The 21,352-nt window shown below is 68.1% G+C and carries 24 protein-coding genes; 14 read left to right on the plus strand and 10 right to left on the minus strand.

What is annotated here, in order from left to right; genetic code table 11:
- The first annotated feature begins 19 nt into the window (after positions 1–19).
- From KX816_02895 to KX816_02910, 4 genes are all read left to right on the plus strand, one after another.
- The gene (locus tag KX816_02895; GenBank protein QXQ08368.1) at positions 20–2,443 is read left to right on the plus strand and encodes a helicase; all 2,424 of its coding nucleotides are present in this window, start codon (positions 20–22) and stop codon (positions 2,441–2,443) included.
- 49 nt (positions 2,444–2,492) lie between these two features.
- Entirely contained in the window at positions 2,493–2,786 is a 294-nt protein-coding gene (locus KX816_02900; GenBank protein ID QXQ08369.1) for an RNA-binding S4 domain-containing protein, read from the plus strand.
- A gap of 105 nt (positions 2,787–2,891) precedes the next feature.
- The gene (locus KX816_02905) at positions 2,892–3,227 is read left to right on the plus strand and encodes a ferredoxin family protein (protein ID QXQ07022.1); all 336 of its coding nucleotides are present in this window, start codon (positions 2,892–2,894) and stop codon (positions 3,225–3,227) included.
- Positions 3,228–3,488: 261 nt separating this feature from the next.
- Entirely contained in the window at positions 3,489–3,995 is a 507-nt protein-coding gene (locus tag KX816_02910; protein QXQ07023.1) for a CarD family transcriptional regulator, read from the plus strand.
- Between the two features lie 77 nt (positions 3,996–4,072).
- Here KX816_02910 and KX816_02915 read toward each other — a convergent pair whose 3' ends face one another.
- Together KX816_02915 and KX816_02920 are read right to left on the minus strand one after the other, a co-directional pair.
- Positions 4,073–4,237, minus strand: coding sequence for a hypothetical protein (locus tag KX816_02915; protein ID QXQ07024.1), 165 nt, complete (start codon positions 4,235–4,237; stop codon positions 4,073–4,075).
- A gap of 316 nt (positions 4,238–4,553) precedes the next feature.
- Positions 4,554–4,781, minus strand: a complete 228-nt coding sequence (locus tag KX816_02920; GenBank protein QXQ07025.1) for a hypothetical protein — start codon at positions 4,779–4,781, stop codon at positions 4,554–4,556.
- A 153-nt stretch (positions 4,782–4,934) separates the two neighbouring features.
- On the opposite strand from KX816_02920, the gene KX816_02925 reads away from it, so the two are divergent.
- Entirely contained in the window at positions 4,935–5,645 is a 711-nt protein-coding gene (locus KX816_02925) for a DUF2807 domain-containing protein (GenBank protein ID QXQ07026.1), read from the plus strand.
- On the opposite strand, the gene KX816_02930 is transcribed toward KX816_02925, so the two are convergent.
- Together KX816_02930 and mgtE are read right to left on the minus strand one after the other, a co-directional pair.
- Positions 5,642–6,058, minus strand: a complete 417-nt coding sequence (locus KX816_02930) for a DUF1489 family protein (protein ID QXQ08370.1) — start codon at positions 6,056–6,058, stop codon at positions 5,642–5,644. The genes KX816_02925 and KX816_02930 overlap by 4 nt on opposite strands.
- Positions 6,058–7,458 (minus strand): magnesium transporter, encoded by a 1,401-nt coding sequence (gene mgtE, locus KX816_02935; GenBank protein QXQ07027.1) that lies wholly within the window; start codon positions 7,456–7,458, stop codon positions 6,058–6,060. The genes KX816_02930 and mgtE overlap by 1 nt, the downstream gene beginning before the upstream one ends.
- Before the next feature lie 111 nt (positions 7,459–7,569).
- Here mgtE and leuC point away from each other — a divergent pair, with 111 nt between their 5' ends.
- The 7 genes from leuC to KX816_02970 all read left to right on the plus strand — a co-directional run bounded on the left by leuC (position 7,570) and on the right by KX816_02970 (position 14,651).
- Positions 7,570–8,997 (plus strand): 3-isopropylmalate dehydratase large subunit, encoded by a 1,428-nt coding sequence (gene leuC / locus KX816_02940; GenBank protein ID QXQ07028.1) that lies wholly within the window; start codon positions 7,570–7,572, stop codon positions 8,995–8,997.
- Positions 8,997–9,602 carry a 3-isopropylmalate dehydratase small subunit gene (leuD, locus tag KX816_02945; protein QXQ07029.1) on the plus strand — a complete coding sequence of 202 codons (606 nt, stop codon included), beginning with the start codon at positions 8,997–8,999 and terminating at the stop codon, positions 9,600–9,602. The genes leuC and leuD overlap by 1 nt, the downstream gene beginning before the upstream one ends.
- A complete protein-coding gene (gene leuB, locus KX816_02950; protein QXQ07030.1) occupies positions 9,599–10,660 on the plus strand; it encodes a 3-isopropylmalate dehydrogenase in 1,062 nt (353 codons plus the stop codon). The genes leuD and leuB overlap by 4 nt, the downstream gene beginning before the upstream one ends.
- Positions 10,661–10,832: 172 nt before the next feature.
- Entirely contained in the window at positions 10,833–12,074 is a 1,242-nt protein-coding gene (locus KX816_02955; protein QXQ07031.1) for a dicarboxylate/amino acid:cation symporter, read from the plus strand.
- A 45-nt stretch (positions 12,075–12,119) separates the two neighbouring features.
- Positions 12,120–12,653 (plus strand): PEPxxWA-CTERM sorting domain-containing protein, encoded by a 534-nt coding sequence (locus tag KX816_02960; GenBank protein QXQ07032.1) that lies wholly within the window; start codon positions 12,120–12,122, stop codon positions 12,651–12,653.
- A gap of 81 nt (positions 12,654–12,734) precedes the next feature.
- On the plus strand, positions 12,735–13,763 hold the full coding sequence (locus KX816_02965; GenBank protein QXQ07033.1) for an aspartate-semialdehyde dehydrogenase: 1,029 nt from the start codon (positions 12,735–12,737) through the stop codon (positions 13,761–13,763).
- A gap of 255 nt (positions 13,764–14,018) precedes the next feature.
- The gene (locus KX816_02970; protein QXQ07034.1) at positions 14,019–14,651 is read left to right on the plus strand and encodes an outer membrane beta-barrel protein; all 633 of its coding nucleotides are present in this window, start codon (positions 14,019–14,021) and stop codon (positions 14,649–14,651) included.
- A gap of 48 nt (positions 14,652–14,699) precedes the next feature.
- Here KX816_02970 and KX816_02975 read toward each other — a convergent pair whose 3' ends face one another.
- From KX816_02975 to KX816_03000, 6 genes are all read right to left on the minus strand, one after another.
- Positions 14,700–15,350 (minus strand): hypothetical protein, encoded by a 651-nt coding sequence (locus KX816_02975; protein QXQ07035.1) that lies wholly within the window; start codon positions 15,348–15,350, stop codon positions 14,700–14,702.
- Between the two features lie 94 nt (positions 15,351–15,444).
- The gene (locus tag KX816_02980; protein ID QXQ07036.1) at positions 15,445–15,744 is read right to left on the minus strand and encodes an SCP2 sterol-binding domain-containing protein; all 300 of its coding nucleotides are present in this window, start codon (positions 15,742–15,744) and stop codon (positions 15,445–15,447) included.
- A 112-nt stretch (positions 15,745–15,856) separates the two neighbouring features.
- On the minus strand, positions 15,857–16,147 hold the full coding sequence (locus KX816_02985) for a hypothetical protein (GenBank protein QXQ07037.1): 291 nt from the start codon (positions 16,145–16,147) through the stop codon (positions 15,857–15,859).
- Between the two features lie 211 nt (positions 16,148–16,358).
- Positions 16,359–16,976: a lipoyl(octanoyl) transferase LipB gene (gene lipB, locus KX816_02990; GenBank protein ID QXQ07038.1), complete on the minus strand. Its 618-nt coding sequence runs from the start codon at positions 16,974–16,976 to the stop codon at positions 16,359–16,361.
- A gap of 8 nt (positions 16,977–16,984) precedes the next feature.
- Positions 16,985–18,112 carry an epoxide hydrolase gene (locus tag KX816_02995; GenBank protein QXQ07039.1) on the minus strand — a complete coding sequence of 376 codons (1,128 nt, stop codon included), beginning with the start codon at positions 18,110–18,112 and terminating at the stop codon, positions 16,985–16,987.
- Complete coding sequence (locus tag KX816_03000) at positions 18,109–19,731, minus strand: choline dehydrogenase (GenBank protein QXQ07040.1); 1,623 nt, start codon at positions 19,729–19,731, stop codon at positions 18,109–18,111. Before KX816_03000 ends, KX816_02995 begins: the two co-directional genes overlap by 4 nt.
- Before the next feature lie 121 nt (positions 19,732–19,852).
- Between KX816_03000 and KX816_03005 the strand changes: the two genes are divergently transcribed.
- The gene (locus tag KX816_03005) at positions 19,853–20,731 is read left to right on the plus strand and encodes an MBL fold metallo-hydrolase (protein ID QXQ07041.1); all 879 of its coding nucleotides are present in this window, start codon (positions 19,853–19,855) and stop codon (positions 20,729–20,731) included.
- The gene (locus KX816_03010; GenBank protein QXQ07042.1) at positions 20,728–21,351 is read left to right on the plus strand and encodes a DUF4230 domain-containing protein; all 624 of its coding nucleotides are present in this window, start codon (positions 20,728–20,730) and stop codon (positions 21,349–21,351) included. Before KX816_03005 ends, KX816_03010 begins: the two co-directional genes overlap by 4 nt.
- Position 21,352: the final 1 nt, after the last annotated feature.

Genomic DNA, 21,352 nt, shown 5'->3' on the forward strand with positions numbered 1-21,352 from the left:
GTGCGGCCACGTCAGCGGCATGATCGGCTTTCCGCTGCGTCTGCTGGCACGTGAGGTCTATGACCGCGTCGTCGCAATCAAGGGCGAGGCGCAGGTCGCACTGATCACCGGCGAGGAGAAGATCCTGCCGCCCAACGCCCGCTATTTCCTGTGCACCGCGGAATCGATGCCTGCCGACCGCGAGGTCGCATTCGTCGCGCTCGACGAGGGGCAGGTCGGCGCGGACCCGGAGCGCGGGCACATCTTCACCGACCGCATGCTGCACCGCCGGGGCTATGCCGAGACCATGATCCTCGGGTCGGAGACGCTGCGCCCGCTGATCCGGCGGCTGCTGCCCGACTGCGAGATCATCACCCGGCCGCGCTTCTCGACCTTGAGCTATGCGCCACCCAAGAAGCTCAGCCGCCTCCCCAAGCGCTCGGCGATCGTCGCGTTCACCGCGGCCGAGGTCTACGCGCTGGCCGAGATGCTGCGGCGTCACAAGGGCGGGGCGGCGGTGGTGATGGGCGCGCTCAGCCCGCGCACCCGCAACGCCCAGGTCGCGATGTACCAGTCGGGCGAGGTCGACTACCTCGTCGCCACCGACGCGATCGGCATGGGGCTCAACATGGACATCGCCCATGTCGCGTTCGCGTCGCTGCACAAGTTCGACGGGCGGCGGCAGCGGCGGCTGACGACCTCGGAGCTGGCGCAGATCGCCGGGCGCGCCGGGCGGCACCAGCGCGACGGCACGTTCGGGGTGGTCCAGCTCGGCCACGACGCGGCGCAGACCTTCGAGCCCGAAGAAATCGCGGCGATCGAGAACCACCAGTTTCCGCCTTTGACCCATCTGGTGTGGCGCAACCCAAAGCTCGATTTCGACAGCCTGCCGCGGCTGATCGGCAGCCTCGAGGAGATGCCGGGCTGCCGCGAACTGATCCGCGCCGACGACGCGATCGACCTCGCGGTGCTGCGGCGGCTGGCGAGCGAGGACGGCATCGGTGCCCGCGCGCGGGGACGCGACCGGATCCAAAGGCTGTGGGCGGCTTGCCAGCTCCCCGATTACCGCAAGACCGGGCCGGAGCAGCATGCGCGCCTCGTCAGCCGGGTGTTCCGCCACCTCAGCGAGGGCGACGGCACGTTGCCGCCGGCCTGGATTGCCGCGGAAGTCGCGGCGCTCGACAACGTGAACGGTGATATCGCGACGCTGTCGGGGCGGATCGCAGCGGCGCGGACGTGGACCTACGCGACGCACCGGCCGGGCTGGATCGCCGATGCGGCGGAGTGGGCGGCGAAGACGCGGGCGCTCGAGGACCGGCTGTCGGACGCGCTCCACCAGCGCCTGACCCAGCGCTTCGTCGACCGGCGCACGGCGGTCCTGCTCAAGGATTTCCACGTTCGCGGCGAGCAGCGCGTCGCGGTCGACGACGACGGCGTGCTCGCGGTCGAGGGCGAGGCGATCGGCACGCTCGACGGCTTCCGCTTTACGCCCGACCCGACCGCCCGCGCCGGCGAGCGCAAGCTGCTGCTCGCCGCCGCCGAGCGCCACCTGCCGCGCGAACTGGCGCGGCGCGCGGTCGCGCTCGCCGACAGCGCCGACGCCGATTTCGAGATGGTCTTCGATGGCGGGATGCCGCCGCGCATCCTGTGGAAGGGCGCGCGGATCGCCAAGCTCCGTCCGGGCCGCGACGCGCTGCATCCGCGGATCGATCTCGACCGCGCGCTAGAGGTTATCCCGACGCCCGAGCGGGCCCGCGTCGTCGGACGGCTGGCGGCCTGGTTCGAGGTGGCGCGCGACAAGCACCTCGCGGCGCTGATCCGCGTCGTCCGGCTGTCGCCCGACCTGTCGCCTGCAGCCCGTGGCCTCATTGTCCGCCTCGTCGAGCACATGGGCTGCGCGCCGCGCGAGGCGCTGTCGGCGCAGGTCGAGGCGCTGACCCGCATCGACCGCAAGATGCTGCAGGGCGCGGGCGTCCGCCTCGGCGACATCCACGTTTACGTCCACGAACTGCTGCGGCCGGAGCCGACGCGCTGGCGGCTGGCACTGTGGGGGGTCGCGACGGTTGCCGACGACCTGCCCGCGCCGCCGCTCGGCGGGCGCGTCGCGATCGACGTCATCGCGACCGCGCCGCCCGCCTATTACGGGGTCGCCGGGTTCTGGATCGTCGGGACGCAGGCGGTGCGCGTCGACATGGTCGACCGGCTGGCGCGGGCCATGCACGGCGCCCGCGACGGCCGCGCGCCGTTCGTGCCCGACGACAATTGGGTGGCGAGCGTCGGCATGAGCCGCGACGGCTTCGCGCGGCTGATGCGCGCACTCGGCTACCGCCCGCGCCTCGTCGACGGTGCCCCGGCGTTTGCCTGGGGCGGCATCAGTCGCGAGCGCGGACGCGACGCCCCGGTCCTGGTTTCTCCCTCCAACCCGTTTGCCGCTTTGGCAGGAATGAAAGGCCCGCGCGGATAGTCGCGCTTTAGACAGGAAAGGACGGTAGCTTTTGGTTTACGGTCAGGGATTGCGACTGGACAAGTGGCTCTGGTTCGCACGGCTGGCGAAATCGCGCAGTGATGCGCAACGGCTCTGCGAGAGCCGACACCTGAGGCTCGACGGCCGGGTCATCGACCGGGCTTCGGCGCTGGTCCGGGCCGGTTCGGTGCTCAGCTACCCCAGGCACGACGAGGTCGTGGTGGTGCGGGTCGAGGGCCTGGCAGAGCGCCGTGGACCCTTCGTCGAGGCACGGGAGCTCTACACCGACCTGACGTCGCGGCGGGCGTCGGCGGCACAGGTCGAGGAACTAGTCCTCGCCTAGTGGCATTGAGGAAGGCGGTTGCCGTCGATCAGCGGCATTGACGGAGGCGCTTGCCGCCGTTTAGCAGGGCCGTAGATAACCTAAAATGCGTTCAGGGGACCGGCGATGACCTATGTGGTGACGGAAGCTTGCATCAAGTGCAAGTACATGGATTGCGTCGAGGTCTGCCCCGTCGACTGCTTCTACGAGGGCGACAACATGGTCGTCATCAACCCGAACGAGTGCATCGATTGCGGCGTCTGCGAGCCCGAGTGCCCCGCCGAGGCGATTCTCCCGGACACCGAGGGCGGTCTGGAAAAATGGCTCGAGCTCAACGCCACCCTGTCCGCGACCTGGCCCAACATCACGGTCAAGGGCCCGACGCCCGCCGATGCCGACGAGCACAAGGGCGAAGAAGGCAAGTTCGACAAGTATTTCAGCGACAAGCCCGGCGACAGCTGAGCCGCCTGCCCGGCCCGTATCCGCAAGTCCGCAACAGTGGATTTCGGCGCAAATTTCTGATATGAAGGATTTGCGTTAATCGCGAACGTCAACCGGCTGCCGTACCCGTCCTGCGGTACGGCATCGCCTATAACAGTCGCCGGCAGGTCAGAGGCAAGGTCCGCAGTCGCTCCTCTCATCGGGAAGGTGCGCTCAACTCTCTTCGGGAGCAAGCGCGCACCACGGCTGGCCCATCCGCGGCGGCACGAAAGGTAAGACACTATGGTGGTAGCAGCCAAGGCGCTCAACTTCGTCGCGGGAGATTATGTCGTTTACCCCAAGCACGGGGTCGGCCGGGTGGTCGAAGTGCAAAGCTCCGAGATCGCTGGCGCCGCGCTTGAACTGTACGTGCTCCGCTTCGAGAAGGAGCGCATGACGCTCCGCGTTCCAACCAACAAGGCCGAAGGCGTCGGCATGCGCAAGCTGTCGAGCCAGGCGACCCTGCTCGAGGCGCTGACCACCCTGAAGGGCAAGCCCAAGGTCAAGCGCACGATGTGGTCGCGCCGCGCCCAGGAGTATGAGGCCAAGATCAACTCCGGTGATTTGGTCTCGATCGCCGAGGTCGTCCGCGACCTCCACCGTGCCGAGGACCAGCCCGAGCAGAGCTATTCCGAGCGCCAGATCTACGAGGCCGCGATCGGCCGCCTGGCACGCGAGCTCGCCGCGATGGAGAACATCGACGAGCCGGCAGCACAGCTGAAGATCGAACAGGTCCTCAAGGCAGCCTGACTTCCGGCGCGCAAGGCGAAGTCCGCTTCACGGCGGTTTCGTCTTGCGCGCCGACTCATGTCAGCCTGTGCGTCGCGTCAGTTGGGTACAGTCACGTCCGACGCTGGCGGTTGCTCGTTCCAGCCTTCCTGCCATTCGCGGTATTTGCCGGTATCCTGAGCGAACGGGCAACTGGACTCCGGGGCGCCCTTCAGGCGCGCGTCGAAGCCGGCCCAGAAGGCAGCCCCCGTTACGTCCGACATGGCCCACCCGTTGCGCCCATGTCCGACCGTTATCGCATCCGCTAATTTGTGACAGTCCGTTCACGTACCGCCGTTCGCGTACCGGCCGTTCGCGTACCGGAATGGCGACAGCGACAAACGCCAACGCCGCACGCGCGCGAAGGCCGTGCCAGTGGGCGAGCTAAAGTGCAGCGCGGACGTCCCATAGACCAACAGGGGTGCTCGCCTATGGGACGGTACGCACTCATAACTCGAGGGCAGTCGAGTCGCTCTCTTGATAGTTTAACAACTCGTTAATTACCATCTATCGGATGGTGTACGAGTGGCGGCTGTCGCGTCAGCGGTCGGGGCGGATGGCGCGCGTCGAGAAGCCGCCCCGATGCTTGCTCGTCCGGAAGATGTCGAGGCAGGCGGCGCAGGTGATGCTGCCGTACAGCATCGTCTGCATGTGCTCGTTTCCGTCGATGACCTGCCCGCAGCGCGCGACCTGATCACGGCGATGCTCGCCGGTCAGGTGGATCGCCGACATGAAGACCTCCGGCGCGACTTTTGCATGGCGTCTCATGGCACGGTGTTGCGGCCATGACGGTACGATCTCGGACCAATGATTATTTATTCTGGTACGAAATTGTACAGGACGGCGTGGGTCCGCCATAAACCGTCTTGAACCCGCCTGTTCGACGTGTATTATTATGCCAATACAGCTTGGGAGCTCTCGATGATCCGCACCGCCGCCATTGCCGCCGCCCTGCTTGCCTCCGCCGCGACCGGAGCGAGCGCCGCCGAACAGTCGTTTCCGGTCGGGAATTTCGACCGCATCGCGCTCGGCGGCTCTCCCGAAGTCACCGTGACTACCGGCGCCGCCGCATCGGTGCGCGCGACCGGCGAGCAGCAGGCGCTCGACCGCCTCGATATCCGCGTCGAGGCGGGCGTCCTGCGCATCGGCAACAAGCGCGGCAGCGGCTGGAACTGGAGCGGCGGCAACCGCAGCCAGGTCCGCATCGCGGTCACCGTGCCCATGGTCCGCGGCGTCGAGATCGGCGGGTCGGGCAGCGTCGCCGTCGACCGCGTCAAGGTGCCGGCTTTCGTGGCTTCGGTCGGCGGCTCGGGCTCGATGCGGATCGGCGCGCTCGACACCCGCGATGCGAGCTTCAGTATCGCCGGCTCGGGCAATGTCACCGTCGATGGCCGCTGCGACACGGCGAAAATCGATGTCGCCGGGTCGGGCCGCCTGCGCCTCGGCGGGTTCAAGTGCCATACGCTCAGCGCCAGCATCGCCGGATCGGGCAACATCGACGCGACCGCGACGCAAACCGCCAGCGTCTCGGTGATGGGCTCGGGCGATGCGCGGATCGGTGGCGGTGCGGTGTGCAGCGTCTCGAAGCACGGCAGCGGCTCGGTGATCTGCGGCACGAATTCGATCAGCTAGACCAGCCAGAGCGACTGCAGTTCGCGCAGCATCGCCGGCGGGACATCGGCCTCGGGGTCGCTGCCGTCGCGGTCGGGCGGGGCGTCGGCAGGCTCGAAATAGCGCCAGCCCTGGTGCGCCTTGCGCGGCGTCCCGACCACCGGGACCGGGCCGGGGCGCAGCAGGATGGCGCATTTCTCGCCCCACGGCGTCGGCGTCATGGTCAGGCCGAGCACCTCCTGCCGTCCGATCAGCCGGTGCTTGATGATCCAGAACAGCGAGCCGCCGACCAGCTCGTCGGCACGGCGCGGCATGTAGCGGGTCAGCGTCACTGCCGCGGCGCCGAGGCCGGGCAGGTCGGCAGCGCGAGCAGCCTGGCGCGCGGCGAGGACCTCCAGGTCGGCACAACCGACCGCGACCTTGGTCAGGTGGATCACGCCAGCAGGAACACGGTCGCCAGACCGAGGAACGAGAAAAAGCCCATGACGTCGGTCATCGTGGTGACGAACACCGCCGACGACACCGCCGGATCGACGCCGGCCTTGTCGAGCCCGACCGGGATCAGCAGCCCGGCGAGCCCGGCGACGAGGTTGTTGATCAGCATCGCCGCCGCGATCACCGCGCCGAGCTGCCACTCGCCGTAGATCAGCGACACCCCGGCACCGATCAGCACCCCAAGCGCCAAGCCGTTGGCGCAGGCGATGGTAAATTCGCGCAGGATCATCCGGCGGGTGTTGGCGGTGGTGAGCTGGTTCAACGCCAGCGCCCGCACCGCGACTGCCATCGTCTGCGTGCCGGCGTTGCCGCCCATGCCGCTGACGATCGGCATCAGCACCGCGAGCACGACGAGCTTCGAGATCGTCGCCTGGAACAGCCCGACAACCGAGGCCGCGAGGATCGCGGTGAGCAGGTTGACGATCAACCACGACAACCGGACTTTTACCGTCCGCGCGATTGGCTCGTTGATGTCGCCGTCGCCGGCGCCGGACAGCTTGAGGATGTCCTCGCCGGCCTCCTCCTGGATGATGTGGACGACGTCGTCGACGGTGACGACGCCGACCAGTCGCCCGATGTCGTCGATCACGGCAGCCGAGATCAAGGCGTACTTCTGGAAGCGCAGCGCGACTTCCTCCTGGTCCATGTCGACCGGGATCAGCGTCTGGTCGCGCTGCATGATGTCGGCGACCCTGATCTCGTCGGGCGAGGTCAGCACCAGGCTGAGGCGCATCGTGCCGACCGGCTTGTGCGCGGTGTCGACGACGAAGATCTCCCAGAACTCGGTAGTCTGGTCGGCGCGCGATCGGGCGAAGGCGACGGTCTGCCCGACGGTGAAATGCTCCGGCACCGCGACCAGGTCGCGCTGCATCAGGCGGCCGGCGGAATCGAGCGGGTAGGACAGCGCCTCCTCGATCGCGGCGCGGTCGTCGGGATCCATCGCGCGCAGGACTTCGCGCGCGTCGTCCTCGTCCATGTCCTCGATGATCGCGACGGCGTCGTCGGTATCGAGCGCCTCGGCGATGTCGGCGACCTGTTGCGGCTCGAGCAGGTCGAGCAGTTCGCTCTTCACCCACTCGTTCATCTCGGCGAAGACATCGGCGTCGAGCAGGTCGCCGAGCGCCGTCGCCAGCGCCGCGCGGTGGTCGCCGCGGACCTGCTCGAACAGGTCGGCGATGTCGGCATTGTGGAGCGGCTCGACGAGCGCCCGCACCCCGGCATAGTCGCCGGCGTCGAGGGCATCGACGACGTCGCCGACATAGACGCCGGTCAGCCGGTCGTCCTCGTCGAGCGCGGCAGCGCGGGCCTCGGGGGCTGCGTCGGGGAGAGTGTCGGCCATTGCCCGGGGCTTATAGCCCTCGAATCGCGCGCGTCATCCCCGCGTGAAGCGGCTGGCCGCTATGCACTGTGCGAACTTTGCGGGGGCCGGAAGCGGTGCTAGTTGCGGACCATGACCTCTCCACGCACCCTTTATGCCAAGATCTGGGACGACCACGTTGTCGCCCGCGGCGATACCGCCCCCGACGCGGGCGGCACCGATCTCGTCTGGATCGACCGGCATCTCATCCACGAGGTCACCTCGCCACAGGCTTTCGAGGCGCTGCGCGTCGCCGGGCGGCGGGTCCACCGTCCCGACCTGACGCTGGCGGTTCCCGACCACAATGTCCCGACCAGCCACCGCGACCTGCCCAACCCCGACCCGCAAAGCGCGCTCCAGCTTGAGATGCTGACCCGCAACTGCGCCGAGTTCGGTATCGAGCTGATCGACGTATTCGCGCCCGAGCAGGGCATCGTCCACATCATCGGGCCGGAGCAGGGCTTCACGCTGCCCGGCCTGACGCTGGTGTGCGGCGACAGCCACACCGCGACGCACGGTGCCTTCGGGACGCTGGCGTTCGGCATCGGCACGTCCGAGGTCGAGCACGTCTTCGCGACCCAGACGCTGCACCTGGCGCGAGCAAAGGCGATGCGCGTCACGGTGACCGGCAGCCTCGGCTTCTCGATTAGCGCGAAAGACGTCGCGCTGGCGATCTGCGGGCAGCTCGGGGCGGGTGGCGGCACCGGCTACGTGCTCGAATACGCGGGCCCGGTGATCGAGGCGCTGTCGATGGAAGGCCGCATGACGGTCTGCAACATGGCCATCGAGGCCGGTGCGCGCGCCGGGCTCATCGCACCCGACGACAAGACGTTCGAGTATATCCGCGGCCGCCAGCGCGCGCCGCAGGGCGCCGAGCTCGAGGCGGCCATCGCCTATTGGCGGACCCTGCCGAGCGACGCGGGCGCGGTCTTCGACGCCGAGATCACCATCGACGGCAGCGCCATCGCGCCGCTGGTGACATGGGGCACCAGCCCCGAGGACGTCGTCGCGATCACCGGCCGGGTGCCCGCACCGGCGGACTTCGCGGACGCCGGCAAGCAGGCGGCGGCGGCGAAAAGCCTCGCCTACATGGGGCTGGCGCCGGGTGACCGGCTGGACGAGGTCCGGGTCGAGAACATCTTCATCGGCAGTTGCACCAACAGCCGCATCGAGGATCTTCGTGCGGCCGCCGCGGTCGCCAAGGGGCGGCACGTCGCCAGCGGCGTCAAGCAGGCGCTGGTCGTGCCGGGCTCCGGCCTCGTCAAGCGCCAGGCCGAGGCCGAGGGGCTCGACCGCATCTTCATCGAGGCCGGCTTCGACTGGCGCGAGCCGGGCTGCTCGATGTGCCTCGCGATGAACCCCGACAAGGTCCCGCCCGGCGAGCGCTGCGCCTCGACCAGCAACCGCAACTTCGTGGGGCGGCAGGGGCCCGGTGCGCGGACCCACCTGCTCAGCCCGGCGATGGCGGCGGCAGCGGCGGTGACCGGTCGCCTCACCGACGTGCGCGAGTTGATGGCCTGATGCAGCCCTTTCACACCCTCACCGGCGTCGCCGTGCCGTTCGGCCTGTCGAACATCGACACCGACGTCATCATCCCGGCGCGCTTCCTGAAGACGATCACCCGCGCCGGACTGGGGCAGCATGCCTTCGCCGGGCTGCGCGCCGAGCCGGGCAACATCTTCGACACGGAGCGCAACCGCGGCGCTCCGATCCTCGTCGCGGGCGACAATTTCGGCTGCGGGTCGAGCCGCGAGCACGCGCCGTGGGCGCTTGCCGACATGGGCTTCCGGGTGGTCATCGCGCCGAGCTTCGCCGACATCTTCGCGGGCAACGCCTTCAAGAACGGCATGCTGCTGGTCGCGCTGCCGCAGGAGGAGATCGACCGGCTGATGGTCGTCGCCGAGAACTTCGAGGTCACCGTCGACCTTGAGAACCAGGTCGTCACGACCCCCTTCCAGGACCGCTTCGCCTTCGCCGTCGACCCGTTTCGCAAGGACTGCCTGCTGAATGGCCGCGACGAGATCGGGCTGACCGAGACACGGCTCGCGGACATCACCGCTTTCGAGGCGCGGCTGGCGAGCGCCCGGCCGTGGGTCGCGGGCGCAGCAACGCGGGTGAGCGCATGACCAAGACCCTGCTCCTGCTGCCCGGCGACGGCATCGGCCCCGAAGTGACTGCGCAGGCGCGCCGCGTCGTCGAAGCCCTCGACGCCGGCATCGTGATGACCGAGGCGCGCTTCGGCGGTGCCGCGATCGACGCCGACGGCGTGCCGCTGGCGGCCGAGACGCTGGCCGCGGCGAAGGCGGCGGACGCGGTGCTGATGGGCGCGGTGGGTGGCCCGCAGTGGGCGAAGCAGCCCTACGACAAGCGGCCCGAAGCCGGCCTGCTGGCGCTGCGAGCGGGCATGAACGTGTTCGCCAACCTGCGTCCGGCGCGGTGCTTCGATGCGCTGGCGGACGCCTCGAGCCTGAAGCGCGAACTGGTCGAGGGCCTCGACATATTGTTCGTCCGCGAACTGACCGGCGGGGTCTATTTCGGCGAGCCGCGCGGCATCGAGGACCTTGGCGGCGGCGAGCGACGCGGGCTCAACACCCACAGCTACACCAGCGGCGAAATCCGGCGGGTGGCGCGGGTCGCCTTCGAGCTGGCCGCCGGACGCTCGGGCCGGGTCTGCTCGGCTGAGAAGTCGAACGTCATGGAGGCCGGGCTGCTGTGGCGCGAGGAGGTCCAGGCCCTGCGCGACGCCGAGTACCCGCACGTCGAGCTCAGCCACATGCTCGCCGACAACACCGCGATGCAGCTGGTCAAGAATCCGAAACAGTTCGACATCATCCTGACCGACAATCTGTTCGGCGACATCCTCAGCGACGAGGCGGCGATGCTGACCGGCTCGCTCGGGCTGCTGCCGTCGGCGGCGCTCGGGGAAAAGGGCATGCCCGGCCTGTACGAGCCGATCCATGGCTCGGCGCCCGACATCGCGGGGCAGGGGCTGGCGAACCCATGTGCCTCGATCCTCAGCCTGGCGATGGCGCTGCGCTATTCGCTCGGGCGGGTCGATCTGGCGGACCGGGTCGAGGCGGCGGTCGAGGCGGCGCTCGATGCGGGGGCGCGGACGCGGGATCTGGGCGGGGTGCTTGGGACGCAGGCGATGGGTGACGCGGTGCTGTCGCGGCTGAGCGTCTAAATCCAGTGTCATCTCCGCGCAGGCGGAGACCCATGAACACGGAATGCGGTGTTCATGGGTCCCCGCCTGCGCGGGGATGACAGTCGGGTGAGATCGCCGGGAAACAGGGCGCCATCCGTCCTCCAAGCTTTCCTCGTTTGCCAAACCCGCGCCGCCCGCGTTCACTGCGCGCATGACCCTGACCGTCCGCATCTTCCTCGCCCTCGTGCTCGGCCTCGGCGGCGGCATCGCGCTGGCGGCCTTCGCCTCCCCTGACATTGTCGCGCGCATCGCCAGCGTTGCCGAGCCGACCGGCGGCATCTGGCTCGACGCGCTGCAGATGACCATCATCCCGCTGGTCTTCGGGCTGCTGTTCACGGGCATCGTCTCGGCGGCGGGCAGCGCGGGGGCGAGCAAGCTGGCGGGCCGCGGCCTGTTGTGGTTCGCGGTGATCATCATCGCGGGTGGCGCGATGAGCGTCATCGTCGTGCCGTTGCTGCTCCAGCTCGTGCCGATCCCCGAGACCGCGGCGAAGGCGTTGCTCGCGACCGCCGGTGCCGCCCCCGCCGCGGTGCCGCTCAGCGCCGGCGCCTGGGTCCGCAGTTTCGTGCCGTCGAATGCCTTCAGCGTCGCGGCGGAGGGCAAGATGCTGCCGCTGGTGGTGTTCGGCATGGCCTTTGCCTTCGCCGCGACGCGTATCCCCGATGCACCCCGCGCCGCGCTCAACGGGTTTTTCGACGCCGTCGTCCAGACCATGCTGGTGCTGGTCGAGTGGGTGCTCTGGCTCGCGCCGGTCGGGGTGTTCGCGCTGGCGCTGCTGGTTGGCGCGCACGCCGGGCTCGGTGCGATCGGCGTGCTGGCGCATTATGTCGGCATCGTCATCGCGGTCCAGCTGGTGCTGATTGCCGGGCTCTACGGGCTGGTCGCGGTGTTCCGCCCGGTGCCGTTCATGCTGTTCGTGCGCGCCATGATCCCGGTGCAGGTGGTGGCGCTGAGCACCCAGTCGTCGATTGCGACGCTGCCCGCGATGGTCGAGGCTGCCAACGAGAGCCTCAAGCTGCCGCAGCCGCTGACCCGCCTGATCCTGCCGCTCGCGGTGTCGATCTTCCGTGCCACCAGCGCCCCCGCCAATCTCGCGGTCGTGGTCTATGTCGCGCATCTCCACGGACTGGTGTTGTCGCCGACGACGCTGGCCGCGGGTGTCGCGGTGGCGTTTGCGGTCAGCATCGCGGCGATCGGGCTGCCGGGCCAGGTGTCGTTCATCACCAGCGTCGCGCCGATCGCGCTGGCGATGGGGGTACCGATCACGACGCTGCCACTGCTGATCGCGGTCGAGCTGCTGCCCGACCTGTTCCGCACCATCGGCAACGTCACCGGCGATGTCGCGGTGACCGCGCTTGTCGGCAAGGGCAAGGCTGGAAGCCAAAATCCGTAACAATCTTTCGTTAACCCCTTCGTAACAGCAGGGGGTTTTCTGGCGATGACGAAGTTGAAACTGGCGCTGGCTGCAGCGCTGCTCGGGAGCAGCGCAGCGCAGGCGGCGACCTTCCAGTTCACCTACCGCGCCGATGCGGGCACCGTGAGTGGCCGCCTGACTGGCACGCTCCAGTCCGACAACAACACGGTCCTGGTCGACGGCGTCCGCGACTTCGTCACGCTCGACGGTGTCGCGCTGCCGTCGTTCCCGTTCGTCACCACCGGCAGCAGCATCTATGGCACGCCGCGCGCGGCGTCGGTGACCTTCGACGGTTCCAACCTCGATTTCCTCGCCTGCACTGCCGACGAATTCTGCTCGGACCAGGGGATCGGCTTCGATCCGGACACCCTGGCGTTTACGCCGGTCTTCCGCATCTTCGTCGGTGCCGTCAGCCCCGACCTGATCGAGGAAGCAACCGACGCTACGCGCTGGACCCTCAGTGCCGTCCCTGAGCCCGCGACCTGGGGCCTGATGCTCGTGGGCTTCGTCGCTATCGGCGCGGTCAACCGCCGACGTACGGCAAGCGTCGCTGCCTGAATGGTGACCTGACAGCTGCGCAACCGGTCTTGCCCGAAACGGCCACCGGCCTTAAGTCGCAGCGCTCAGGAGATCAACAACATGGCTTATAAAGTCGTCGTCGTCGGCGCGACGGGCAGCGTCGGGCGCGAAATGCTCAATATTCTCGCCGAGCGCCAGTTCCCGATCGACGAGATCGCAGCGCTGGCCAGCGGTCGCAGCCAGGGCGACATCATCGATTTCGGCGAGAACGGTCGCGAGCTCAAGGTCCAGAACCTCGAGCATTTCGACTTCACCGGCTGGGACATCGCGCTGTTCGCGGCGGGCTCCGGCCCGGCGAAGATCTATGCGCCGAAGGCTGCCGCTGCGGGCTGCACCGTCATCGACAACTCGTCGCTGTTCCGCATGGATCACGACGTGCCGCTGATCGTGCCCGAGGTGAATCCGCAGGCGATCGACAAGTACCGCAAGCGCAACATCATCGCGAACCCGAACTGCTCGACCGCGCAGATGGTCGTCGCGCTGAAGCCGCTCCACGACGCGGCGACGATCAAGCGTGTCGTCGTCTCGACCTACCAGTCGGTCAGCGGCGCCGGCAAGGCGGGCATGGACGAGTTGTTCGAGCAGACCCGCGCGGTGTTCGTCGGCGACCCCAAGACCAGCCACAAGTTCACCAAGCAGATCGCCTTCAACGTCATCCCCCACATCGACGACTTCATGGCCGACGGCCAGACCAAGGAGGAGTGGAAGATGGTGGTCGAGACCCGCAAGATCCTCGATCCCGACATCGAGGTGACCGCGACCTGCGTCCGCGTGCCGGTGTTCGTCGGGCACTCCGAGGCGATCAACATCGAGTTCGAGCGGCCGCTGTCGGTCGCCGAGGCGCAGCGCATCCTGCGCGAGGCCCCGGGCATCATGCTCGTCGATAAGCACGAGGACGGCGGCTACATCACCCCGATCGAGTGCGTCGGGGAGTTCGCGACCTACGTCAGCCGCGTGCGCAAGGACCCGACCGTGCCGCACGGCCTCAACCTGTGGTGCGTCAGCGACAACCTCCGCAAGGGCGCGGCGCTGAACGCGGTGCAGATCGCCGAACTGCTCGGCCGGCGGCACCTGAAGAAGGCGGCTTAACGGGAAAACCCCGTCATCGCCGCGCGGGCGAGGAGCCGTCACCACGGCATCCCGTGGTGATGGGCCCCGCCTGCGCGGGGATGACGGGCTGCGGGATTGGACTCGCTTCACCGGTTCCACTGCCCGCCCCGCCGCCCCTGCATGGCTGCCATGCAGGGGGTCGGCGGATGAACCTGCGTAACGCGACCGGGCTGCAGCTGGATCGCTGCTCCTTGCGCCGGTGCAGTTCGCCGGAAGTAGCGCGAGTTTGAACCCATGAAAAAGCAGATCCTTATCGCCGTGGCGGCACTGGTTGCCGCGCCCGCGTTTGCCGCGCCCGCCGAGCCGTTCGACGGTCCGTTCGTCGGCATCCAGGGTGGCTGGCAGCAGGATACCCAGCATCTTCGCATCGACGACGTCGACAGCACCGACCGCTTCCGCGAGCGCAAGGACGGTTTCGCTTATGGTGGCCAGATCGGCTACGACTACCGCATCCAGCCCCGCGTCGTCCTCGGGTTCGAGGCGAGCGTGACCGGCCGTACCGGGCATGACGACTTCAGCGACTCCGCCGGCAACGACTACCGCCTCAAGCAGGGCCGTACCGTCGGCGCTAGCGCGCGTGTCGGCTATCTGGTGACACCGACCGGGCTGCTCTACGCCCGCGGCGGTTATACCAACGCCCGCTTCGACCTCAACGACACACTCGGTGACCGTGCGTCGAGCAACCGCGACGGCTATGTCGCGGGCGTCGGTTACGAGCAGGCGCTGACCAAGACAGTGTCGGCGCGGGTCGAGTACGACTACTCGAACTTCGGCCATGACCGGCTTTACGATGTCGGTAGCGATACCGACGCGACGGCCCGCTACCGCCGCAACGCGGTCACCGCCGGGCTCAACCTGCACTTCTAGTGACGGCCCGCGACGCCACCCTCGCGACCGCGGGGGTGGCAGCGGTGCCTAGCCGTCGATCGTCGGCAACGTGTCCGGCTGGACGTCGACAAGCCACAGGCTGACCGAGTTCGGCACCGGGGTCAGCGAGGTCCGCAGCACTGGCGTCGCACCGAGCGCGTATTTGCCGAGTTCGCCCCGGGACAGCATCAGCGCCCCACGACCGATCTCGCTCGAAGCCAGGCAAAAAGCGTATTGCGCGTCGAGGGTCGAGAAGCTGTTGTAGGTCCGGGTCGTGTACTGGTCGAAGCTGTTGAGCGCCCGGGTGCCGTCATAGCGCTTGAAATGCTTGAGCATCGTCGCCTGTGCGTCGGCCAGTTCGCCCGAGTGCAGCTTCAGCAGGTCGTTATAGATCCGCACCGTCGCGAGAAACGGCGAATATTGGCACTGCAGCGCCGCGACATTGAGCCCGGCGCGCAGGTTCCAGATCGCGTTCGCCTCGGCCTCTGCCGGGGTCAGCGGTTTCATGATTGTCGCTTGCGGGATGTGGATCCCGGGATGGGCGTCGTAGACCGGCGCTGCCTCGACCTCGGCAGGCTTTTTCGCCGCTGGTTTCTTGGCCGCCGACTTGGTGGGTGCCCGCTTGGGCGGGGCCGCGGCCAACGGTGCGGTGGCAACGGCGAACGCCGCCAGGCTTCCGAGAACGACCTGAATACGCATCATAACTCCCCGACGCCGTGCGCTTGTGATGCGACATAGCCCTCACCGGCGACGACCGCTAGCCGCCGCCGCCAGGTGCCGGGAAACTTTGCGTCTAGCCGAGGATGCTGCCGAGCTGCATCGCGACGCCCATGTCGCCTTCGACCTTCAGCTTGCCCATCATGAAGGCCATCTGCGGGTTCTGCTTGCCGGTCGCCATGTCGGTAAAGTCCGACATGCTGACCTTGACCGTGCAATCGGTCGGCAGGCTCTGGTTGTCGACCACGGCGGGGCTGACCGTGTCGTCGATGCGGACGACGCCGTCGTCACCGAAATCGAACTTGACCGACTTCTTGAGGTTCGCGCTGGCGCCGACGCGGGCGCGCATCTGCTCGGTGATCGTGTCGAGGCTCATCGTCTCACTCCCCAGTGGGTCTGCTTCGTGGCCGGGCTCGATGCGAGCCAGACAAAAGAAGGGCCGCCAGTGCGGCGGCCCTTCCCTAACATTCGAACGAGCTAAAAGAAGCTTACTTCTTTTCGGTCGTCGTCGTGGTGCTCTCGGTGGTGGTGGCCGGAGCAGCCATCGCGTCGGCGGCCGGAGCGGTCGCGGTTGCGTCGGTGGCACCAGCAGCCGGCGCCATCGCGTCGGTGGTGGTGGCATCGGCGGCCGGCGGCGTCGCGGTCGCATCAGCGGCCGGCGGCGTTGCTTCGGTCGTCGTGGTGGTGCTGGTGTCGGTGGTCTCGGCCTTCTTGCCGCAAGCGACGAGTGCCAGGCCAACGCCCGCGATCAGCGCGACAGTCTTGAGATTGCTAACCATATTTATCTCCTTCGGTGTTTTTCTTGAGCGAGCGTTATAGCGACGGTTTGGTTCAGCCCTTATCCCCACACCGGAGTGGACATTAGCACATATCGCGCGCCCCTCAAGCGCGATTGATGCGGTCCTGAAACCGCAATATTGCCAATGCCCGTACGCAACGCGCGAGGAACATTGCAACTCTAGTCGCATGTCGGCACGATCGCAACAATTGTCAGCGCAACAGCGGCGGAACGGTCGCAGCGAGCGCCGCGTCGAGCGCGGGAAGGCCTGCCGTGCTGTCTAGCGCGGCGAGGCTGGTGACCGCGAACTCGGGCAGTCCGCAGGGCACGATGCCGGCGAAATGTCCGAGGTCGGGCGACACGTTGAGCGCAAATCCGTGGTAGGTGACCCAGCGCCGAACGCGCACGCCGATCGCACCGATCTTGGCTTCGCCCGCCGCTGTGTCGACCCACACCCCGACCCGCCCCGGCACCGCATAGGCCGTCACGCCCAGCTGTCCGAGCGCGGCGATCGCCCAGCCTTCCAGGCTCGCTACATAGCCTCGGATGTCGCGTCCGCGCTTGTCGAGATCGGCGATCACATAGACCACGCGTTGGCCCGGGCCGTGGTAGGTGTAGCGCCCGCCGCGGCCACTCACGAACACCGGGAAACGCGACGGCTCGAGCAGTTCGTCCTCGGCCGCGCTGGTCCCGGCGGTGTAGAGCGGCGGGTGCTCGACGAGCCAGATCAGCTCTTCCCCGCCCGCGTCGCGGACAGCGGCGGCGCGTGCCTCCATCGTTGCGACGGCATGCGGGTAGGGCGTGAGGCCCGGCTCGACCCGCCACTCCATCGCCGTCGTCAGAGCCCCGCCGCGAAGGCGCGTACATCCGCAAGGAACAACTCGGGCTCCTCGAGACTGGCGAAATGCCCGCCGCGAGGCATCGTCGTCCAGTGCACGACGTTATAACCGCGCTCGACGACGCGACGCGCCGGGAAGGCGAGCAGGTCGTGCGGGAACGCCGCAACGCCGGTCGGCACTTCGACGCGGCTGCCCTCGGGGATCGCGAAGCCCCCGTCGAGGATCATGCCGCGGTAGATCCACGTCGCCGTCGCAAAGCTGCGCGTCGACAGGTAGATCATGATGTTGGTGAGCAGCCAGTCCATCGAATAGGGCGGGTCGGTGACCTTGCCGCCACCGTCGGACCAGCCGACGAACTTCTCGCAGAACCACGCCGCCACGCCCATTGGCGAGTCCATCATCGCGAAGCCGAGGCTTTGCGGCTTGGTGCCCTGGAGCTGGAGGTAGCCGGTCTCGTTGTCGCGGACCTTCATCGCCTTCTGCAGCCAGGCGACGTCTTCCGGAGTCTCGGGGCTCATGTTGGCCGGACGCAGGCCGAAGCCGCTGAGGTGCAGCGCATCGAGGCGCGTGCTGTCGAGGCCGAGCCAGCCCCCAATCACGCAGCCCCAGTCGCCGCCCTGGTACATGTAGCGGTCGTAGCCGAGCGCCGGCATGAGCTTGTCGTACAGCCCGGCGATGTGCCGCGGCCCCCACATGTCGGTCGGCCGGTCGGACCAGGCGTAGCCGGGCAGCGACGGCGCGACGACGTGAAAGGCGGGCGACCCGTCCTCAGGCTCGGCGAGGCGCTCGATGATCGCATCGAACTCCATCACCGATCCCGGCCAACCGTGCGCGATCAGCAGCGGGCGAGCGTCGGAACGCAACGAGCGGCGGTGGATGCAGTGGAGGCTGAAGCCGGGCTCGACCTCGACCCTGAAATGCGGATGGCGGTTGAGGCTGGCGACTGCAGAGGGCCAATCGAAGCTCTCGAGCCAGTAGGTCCGCAATTTCTCCATGTAGGCGCGGTTGGCGCCGTGCTTCCAGCCCGCACCCTTGGGCTCGTCGAAGAAGCGGTAGGCGGCGACGCGCTCGCGCACCCACGCCGCTTCGGCCTCGGCAACGGGGACGGTGAAGGGCTGGGCAGTCATGCGGCAAGGGCCTGCTTTGCTTGTGCCAGGATCATGTCGCTGGCCTTTTCGGCGATCATGATCGTCGGCGCGTTGGTGTTGCCGCTGACGAGATAGGGCATGACGCTGGCGTCGACCACTCGCAGCCCTTCGACGCCGTTGACCCTGAGCGAGCCGTCGACGACCGCGGCATCGTCGACGCCCATGCGGCAGGTGCCGACCGGATGGTAGATGGTCTCGCCCCACTCGCGCATCGCCGATAGCAGCGCCGCGGGGTTGTCGGCGACCGCTTCGGTCGGCCAAAGTTCGGCCTTGCGGTAGGGGTCGAAGGCGGGCGAATTGCCGATCTTGCGCGCGATGTGGACGCCGGCGGTCAGGGTCTCGACGTCCTCGCGCGCCGTGAAGTAGCGCGGGTCGATCGCAGGGGGCGTCGCAGCGTTCGGTGCAGTCAGCCGGATCGTGCCCCGGCTCTCGGGGCGGAGCTGGCAGACGTGCATCTGGTAGCCATGCTCGGCCGACATCGTGCCGGCGCCGTGGGCGCGGCCGCGCACCGGCATGAAATGGATCTGGACGTCGGGTGCCGCCAGTCCCTCGCGGGTCGACAAGAACGCGCCCGCCGGGGTCGGCATGAAGGCGGCATTGCCGGCCTTCTTGAAGCGCCAGTTGAACAGCGCAACCAGCTTGCGATGGAAGGCCGCGTTGCCGTTGAGCGTGATCGGCTGGGTGCAGCTCCACTGGACGATCATGTCGAGGTGGTCCTGCAGGTTGCCGCCGACGTCCTTCGCGTCGTGGACGACCGCGATGCCGAGGTCTTTCAGATGCCCGGCGGGGCCGATGCCCGACAGCATCAGGAGTTGCGGCGAGGCGACCGCGCCGCCGCACAGGATGACCTCGCGCGCCGCCACCGCCTGGGGTTTGCCCTTGACGGTGTAGGCGACGCCGGTGGCGCGCTTGCCCTTGAAGGTGACGCGCTCGACCTGGACCCCGGTGCGAATCTCGAGGTTCGCGCGCGGCTTGGCGGCGTCGAGATAGGCGCGCGCCGCCGACCAGCGGCTACCGCCCTTGATGGTCGAATCGTACAGGCCGGCGCCCTCGAAGCGGGCCCCGTTGAAATCTTCAGTGCGGTCGTAGCCGGCCTCGACGGCAGCCTCGATGAAGACCTCGTTGAGGACGTGGGGCAGGCCACGGTTCGAGGTGTGGAGCGGACCGCCCTCGCCGTGGAAGTCGCAGCCGCCACGCTCGCTGTGCTCGGCCCGGCGGAAATAGGGGAGCACGTCGGCCCAGCCCCAGCCGGTCAGGCCAAGCTGCGCCCAGCGGTCGTAGTCGCTCGAATGGCCGCGGATGTAGACCATGCCGTTGATCGACGAACTGCCGCCGAGCACCCGGCCGCGCGGCCAGTACATCCGGCGGCCACCCATCTCGGCCTGCGGTGTCGTCCAGAAGCCCCAGTCGTAGGGACTGTCCTTCTCGGGCGGGATGATCGAGACGAGTCCGCCCGGCATGTCGATCATCGTGGCATTATGGTCGCCGCCCGCCTCGAGCAGCAACACCCGGTTGCCCGGGTCCGCCGAGAGCCGATTGGCGAGGACGCACCCCGCACTGCCACCGCCGACGATGATATAGTCGAAAATCTCGCTCATGATCGGCCTCCCCAGGCAGACCCGCACCTTAGGCGTGCGGAGTGAAGGAACGCAATGCGGACGGCGGTGCAGTGCCGCCGCACTCTTCACTTTCGCCGCCCGCACTGCCACATGCGGTGGCATGAGCGACCCGCAAGCCCTGATCGATGCCGCACCCTACGAGGTGTCGGAGGTGGTGTCGCCGTTGGTCCGCAGGGTGCTGGCACGGAACCCCTCGCCGTTCACCTACACCGGGACCGGGACGTACATCGTCGGCAACGGCACGGTCGCGATCATAGATCCGGGTCCGGCTCGGGAGTCCCACATCGAGGCGCTGCTGCGCGCGGTCGAGGGACATACGGTGAGCCACATCCTCGTCACCCACACGCACAACGACCACTCTCCCGCCGCGCCCGCGATCAAGGCCGCGACCGGCGCCGAGATCGTCGGCTGCGTGCCGCTCGTGCTGTCGGACGACGGGCCGCGCGCGGATGCGGGCTTCGACCCCGACTACGCCCCAGACCGGGTGCTCGCGGACGGCGAGAGTGTTGCCGGTCCGGGCTGGACACTAACCGCAATTGCCACACCGGGGCATACTTCCAACCATTTGTGCTTCGCTCTCGCCGAGGAGCAGGCATTATTTTCGGGCGACCACGTCATGGGCTGGTCGACGACCGTCGTCGCACCGCCCGACGGCGACATGGCGGATTACATCGCAAGCTTGCGGCTGCTCACCGACCGCGACGACCGCATCTATTACCCGACCCACGGCGCGCCGGTGACGGAGCCGCAGCGCTTCGTGCGCGGGCTGATCGGCCACCGCAAGCAGCGTGAGGGCCAGATCCTGCGGCTACTCGGCGAGGGCGAGAAGGCCGTCCCGGCGCTGGTCGCGACCATGTACGTCGGTGTCGATCCGCGCCTGCATCCCGCCGCCGGGCGTTCGGTACTGGCGCACCTCATCGACCTCAGGACGCGGGGGCTGGTGGCGCAGAGTGGCGACGACTGGAGGCTGGCGGCATGAAGTGGCGGGCGGTTCTACTTGGAGTGTTGGCGGGTCTCGTGGCGGGCGGGCTGATTGTGGCGCTGCTCGGCACATCGCTGACCAGCCTGTTCGGGCGTGGGGTCGATCCTCAGACGATCGCTGCGACCTCGTTGCGCAGCGTCCAGGCCCAAAATCGCCTGACGTCGTTCGCTGCCGGCTTCAACGTCGCGGTGACCTCGGAGCAAACCCGCCTCGGCATCTTCACTGCCAAGAAGACGCTGATCGTGCCCGGCACCGTGCGTTACGAGCTCGACTGGAACCGGGTGTCCAAGAACGACCTCGTGTGGGACGCCGCCACCAAGACTTTGACCGTCACCGTGCCGCGGCCGACAGTCAGCGAACCGGCTATCGATCTGACGCGCATCCGCGAGTTCAAGGACGGCGCGGTGCTGTTCGCGCTGACCGATGCGGAGGCGAGCTTCGACGCCTCCAACCGCAGCCGGGCGGTCAAGGAAATGCTGACCGAGGCGCAGGCGCCGGTTCTCCTCGGCATGGCCGACAAGGCCACGACCGAGGCGGTAGCGCGGACCTTCGCGCTGCCATTCGCAGCGGCCGGCATCGACGCCAAGGTCGTGGTTCACATCGCGGGGCAGGGCTAGG

It is taken from the genome of Sphingosinicellaceae bacterium, assembly GCA_019285715.1.
In the GTDB taxonomy this organism is placed as follows: domain Bacteria; phylum Pseudomonadota; class Alphaproteobacteria; order Sphingomonadales; family Sphingomonadaceae; genus Glacieibacterium.

What these genes read in the sequence shown, in the direction of transcription:
- mgtE (QXQ07027.1), bottom strand. Translation starts at nt 7,458, where the DNA reads ATGGCCGACACTCTCCCCGACGCAGCCCCCGAGGCCCGCGCTGCCGCG.
- KX816_02895 (QXQ08368.1), top strand. Translation starts at nt 20, where the DNA reads ATGATCGGCTTTCCGCTGCGTCTGCTGGCACGTGAGGTCTATGACCGC.
- KX816_02970 (QXQ07034.1), top strand. Translation starts at nt 14,019, where the DNA reads ATGAAAAAGCAGATCCTTATCGCCGTGGCGGCACTGGTTGCCGCGCCC.
- KX816_03000 (QXQ07040.1), bottom strand. Translation starts at nt 19,731, where the DNA reads ATGAGCGAGATTTTCGACTATATCATCGTCGGCGGTGGCAGTGCGGGG.
- KX816_03010 (QXQ07042.1), top strand. Translation starts at nt 20,728, where the DNA reads ATGAAGTGGCGGGCGGTTCTACTTGGAGTGTTGGCGGGTCTCGTGGCG.
- KX816_02965 (QXQ07033.1), top strand. Translation starts at nt 12,735, where the DNA reads ATGGCTTATAAAGTCGTCGTCGTCGGCGCGACGGGCAGCGTCGGGCGC.
- KX816_02960 (QXQ07032.1), top strand. Translation starts at nt 12,120, where the DNA reads ATGACGAAGTTGAAACTGGCGCTGGCTGCAGCGCTGCTCGGGAGCAGC.
- KX816_02915 (QXQ07024.1), bottom strand. Translation starts at nt 4,237, where the DNA reads ATGTCGGACGTAACGGGGGCTGCCTTCTGGGCCGGCTTCGACGCGCGC.
- KX816_03005 (QXQ07041.1), top strand. Translation starts at nt 19,853, where the DNA reads ATGAGCGACCCGCAAGCCCTGATCGATGCCGCACCCTACGAGGTGTCG.
- leuC (QXQ07028.1), top strand. Translation starts at nt 7,570, where the DNA reads ATGACCTCTCCACGCACCCTTTATGCCAAGATCTGGGACGACCACGTT.
- KX816_02920 (QXQ07025.1), bottom strand. Translation starts at nt 4,781, where the DNA reads ATGAGACGCCATGCAAAAGTCGCGCCGGAGGTCTTCATGTCGGCGATC.
- KX816_02975 (QXQ07035.1), bottom strand. Translation starts at nt 15,350, where the DNA reads ATGCGTATTCAGGTCGTTCTCGGAAGCCTGGCGGCGTTCGCCGTTGCC.
- KX816_02910 (QXQ07023.1), top strand. Translation starts at nt 3,489, where the DNA reads ATGGTGGTAGCAGCCAAGGCGCTCAACTTCGTCGCGGGAGATTATGTC.
- leuD (QXQ07029.1), top strand. Translation starts at nt 8,997, where the DNA reads ATGCAGCCCTTTCACACCCTCACCGGCGTCGCCGTGCCGTTCGGCCTG.
- leuB (QXQ07030.1), top strand. Translation starts at nt 9,599, where the DNA reads ATGACCAAGACCCTGCTCCTGCTGCCCGGCGACGGCATCGGCCCCGAA.
- KX816_02905 (QXQ07022.1), top strand. Translation starts at nt 2,892, where the DNA reads ATGACCTATGTGGTGACGGAAGCTTGCATCAAGTGCAAGTACATGGAT.
- KX816_02925 (QXQ07026.1), top strand. Translation starts at nt 4,935, where the DNA reads ATGATCCGCACCGCCGCCATTGCCGCCGCCCTGCTTGCCTCCGCCGCG.
- KX816_02955 (QXQ07031.1), top strand. Translation starts at nt 10,833, where the DNA reads ATGACCCTGACCGTCCGCATCTTCCTCGCCCTCGTGCTCGGCCTCGGC.
- KX816_02995 (QXQ07039.1), bottom strand. Translation starts at nt 18,112, where the DNA reads ATGACTGCCCAGCCCTTCACCGTCCCCGTTGCCGAGGCCGAAGCGGCG.
- lipB (QXQ07038.1), bottom strand. Translation starts at nt 16,976, where the DNA reads ATGGAGTGGCGGGTCGAGCCGGGCCTCACGCCCTACCCGCATGCCGTC.
- KX816_02980 (QXQ07036.1), bottom strand. Translation starts at nt 15,744, where the DNA reads ATGAGCCTCGACACGATCACCGAGCAGATGCGCGCCCGCGTCGGCGCC.
- KX816_02985 (QXQ07037.1), bottom strand. Translation starts at nt 16,147, where the DNA reads ATGGTTAGCAATCTCAAGACTGTCGCGCTGATCGCGGGCGTTGGCCTG.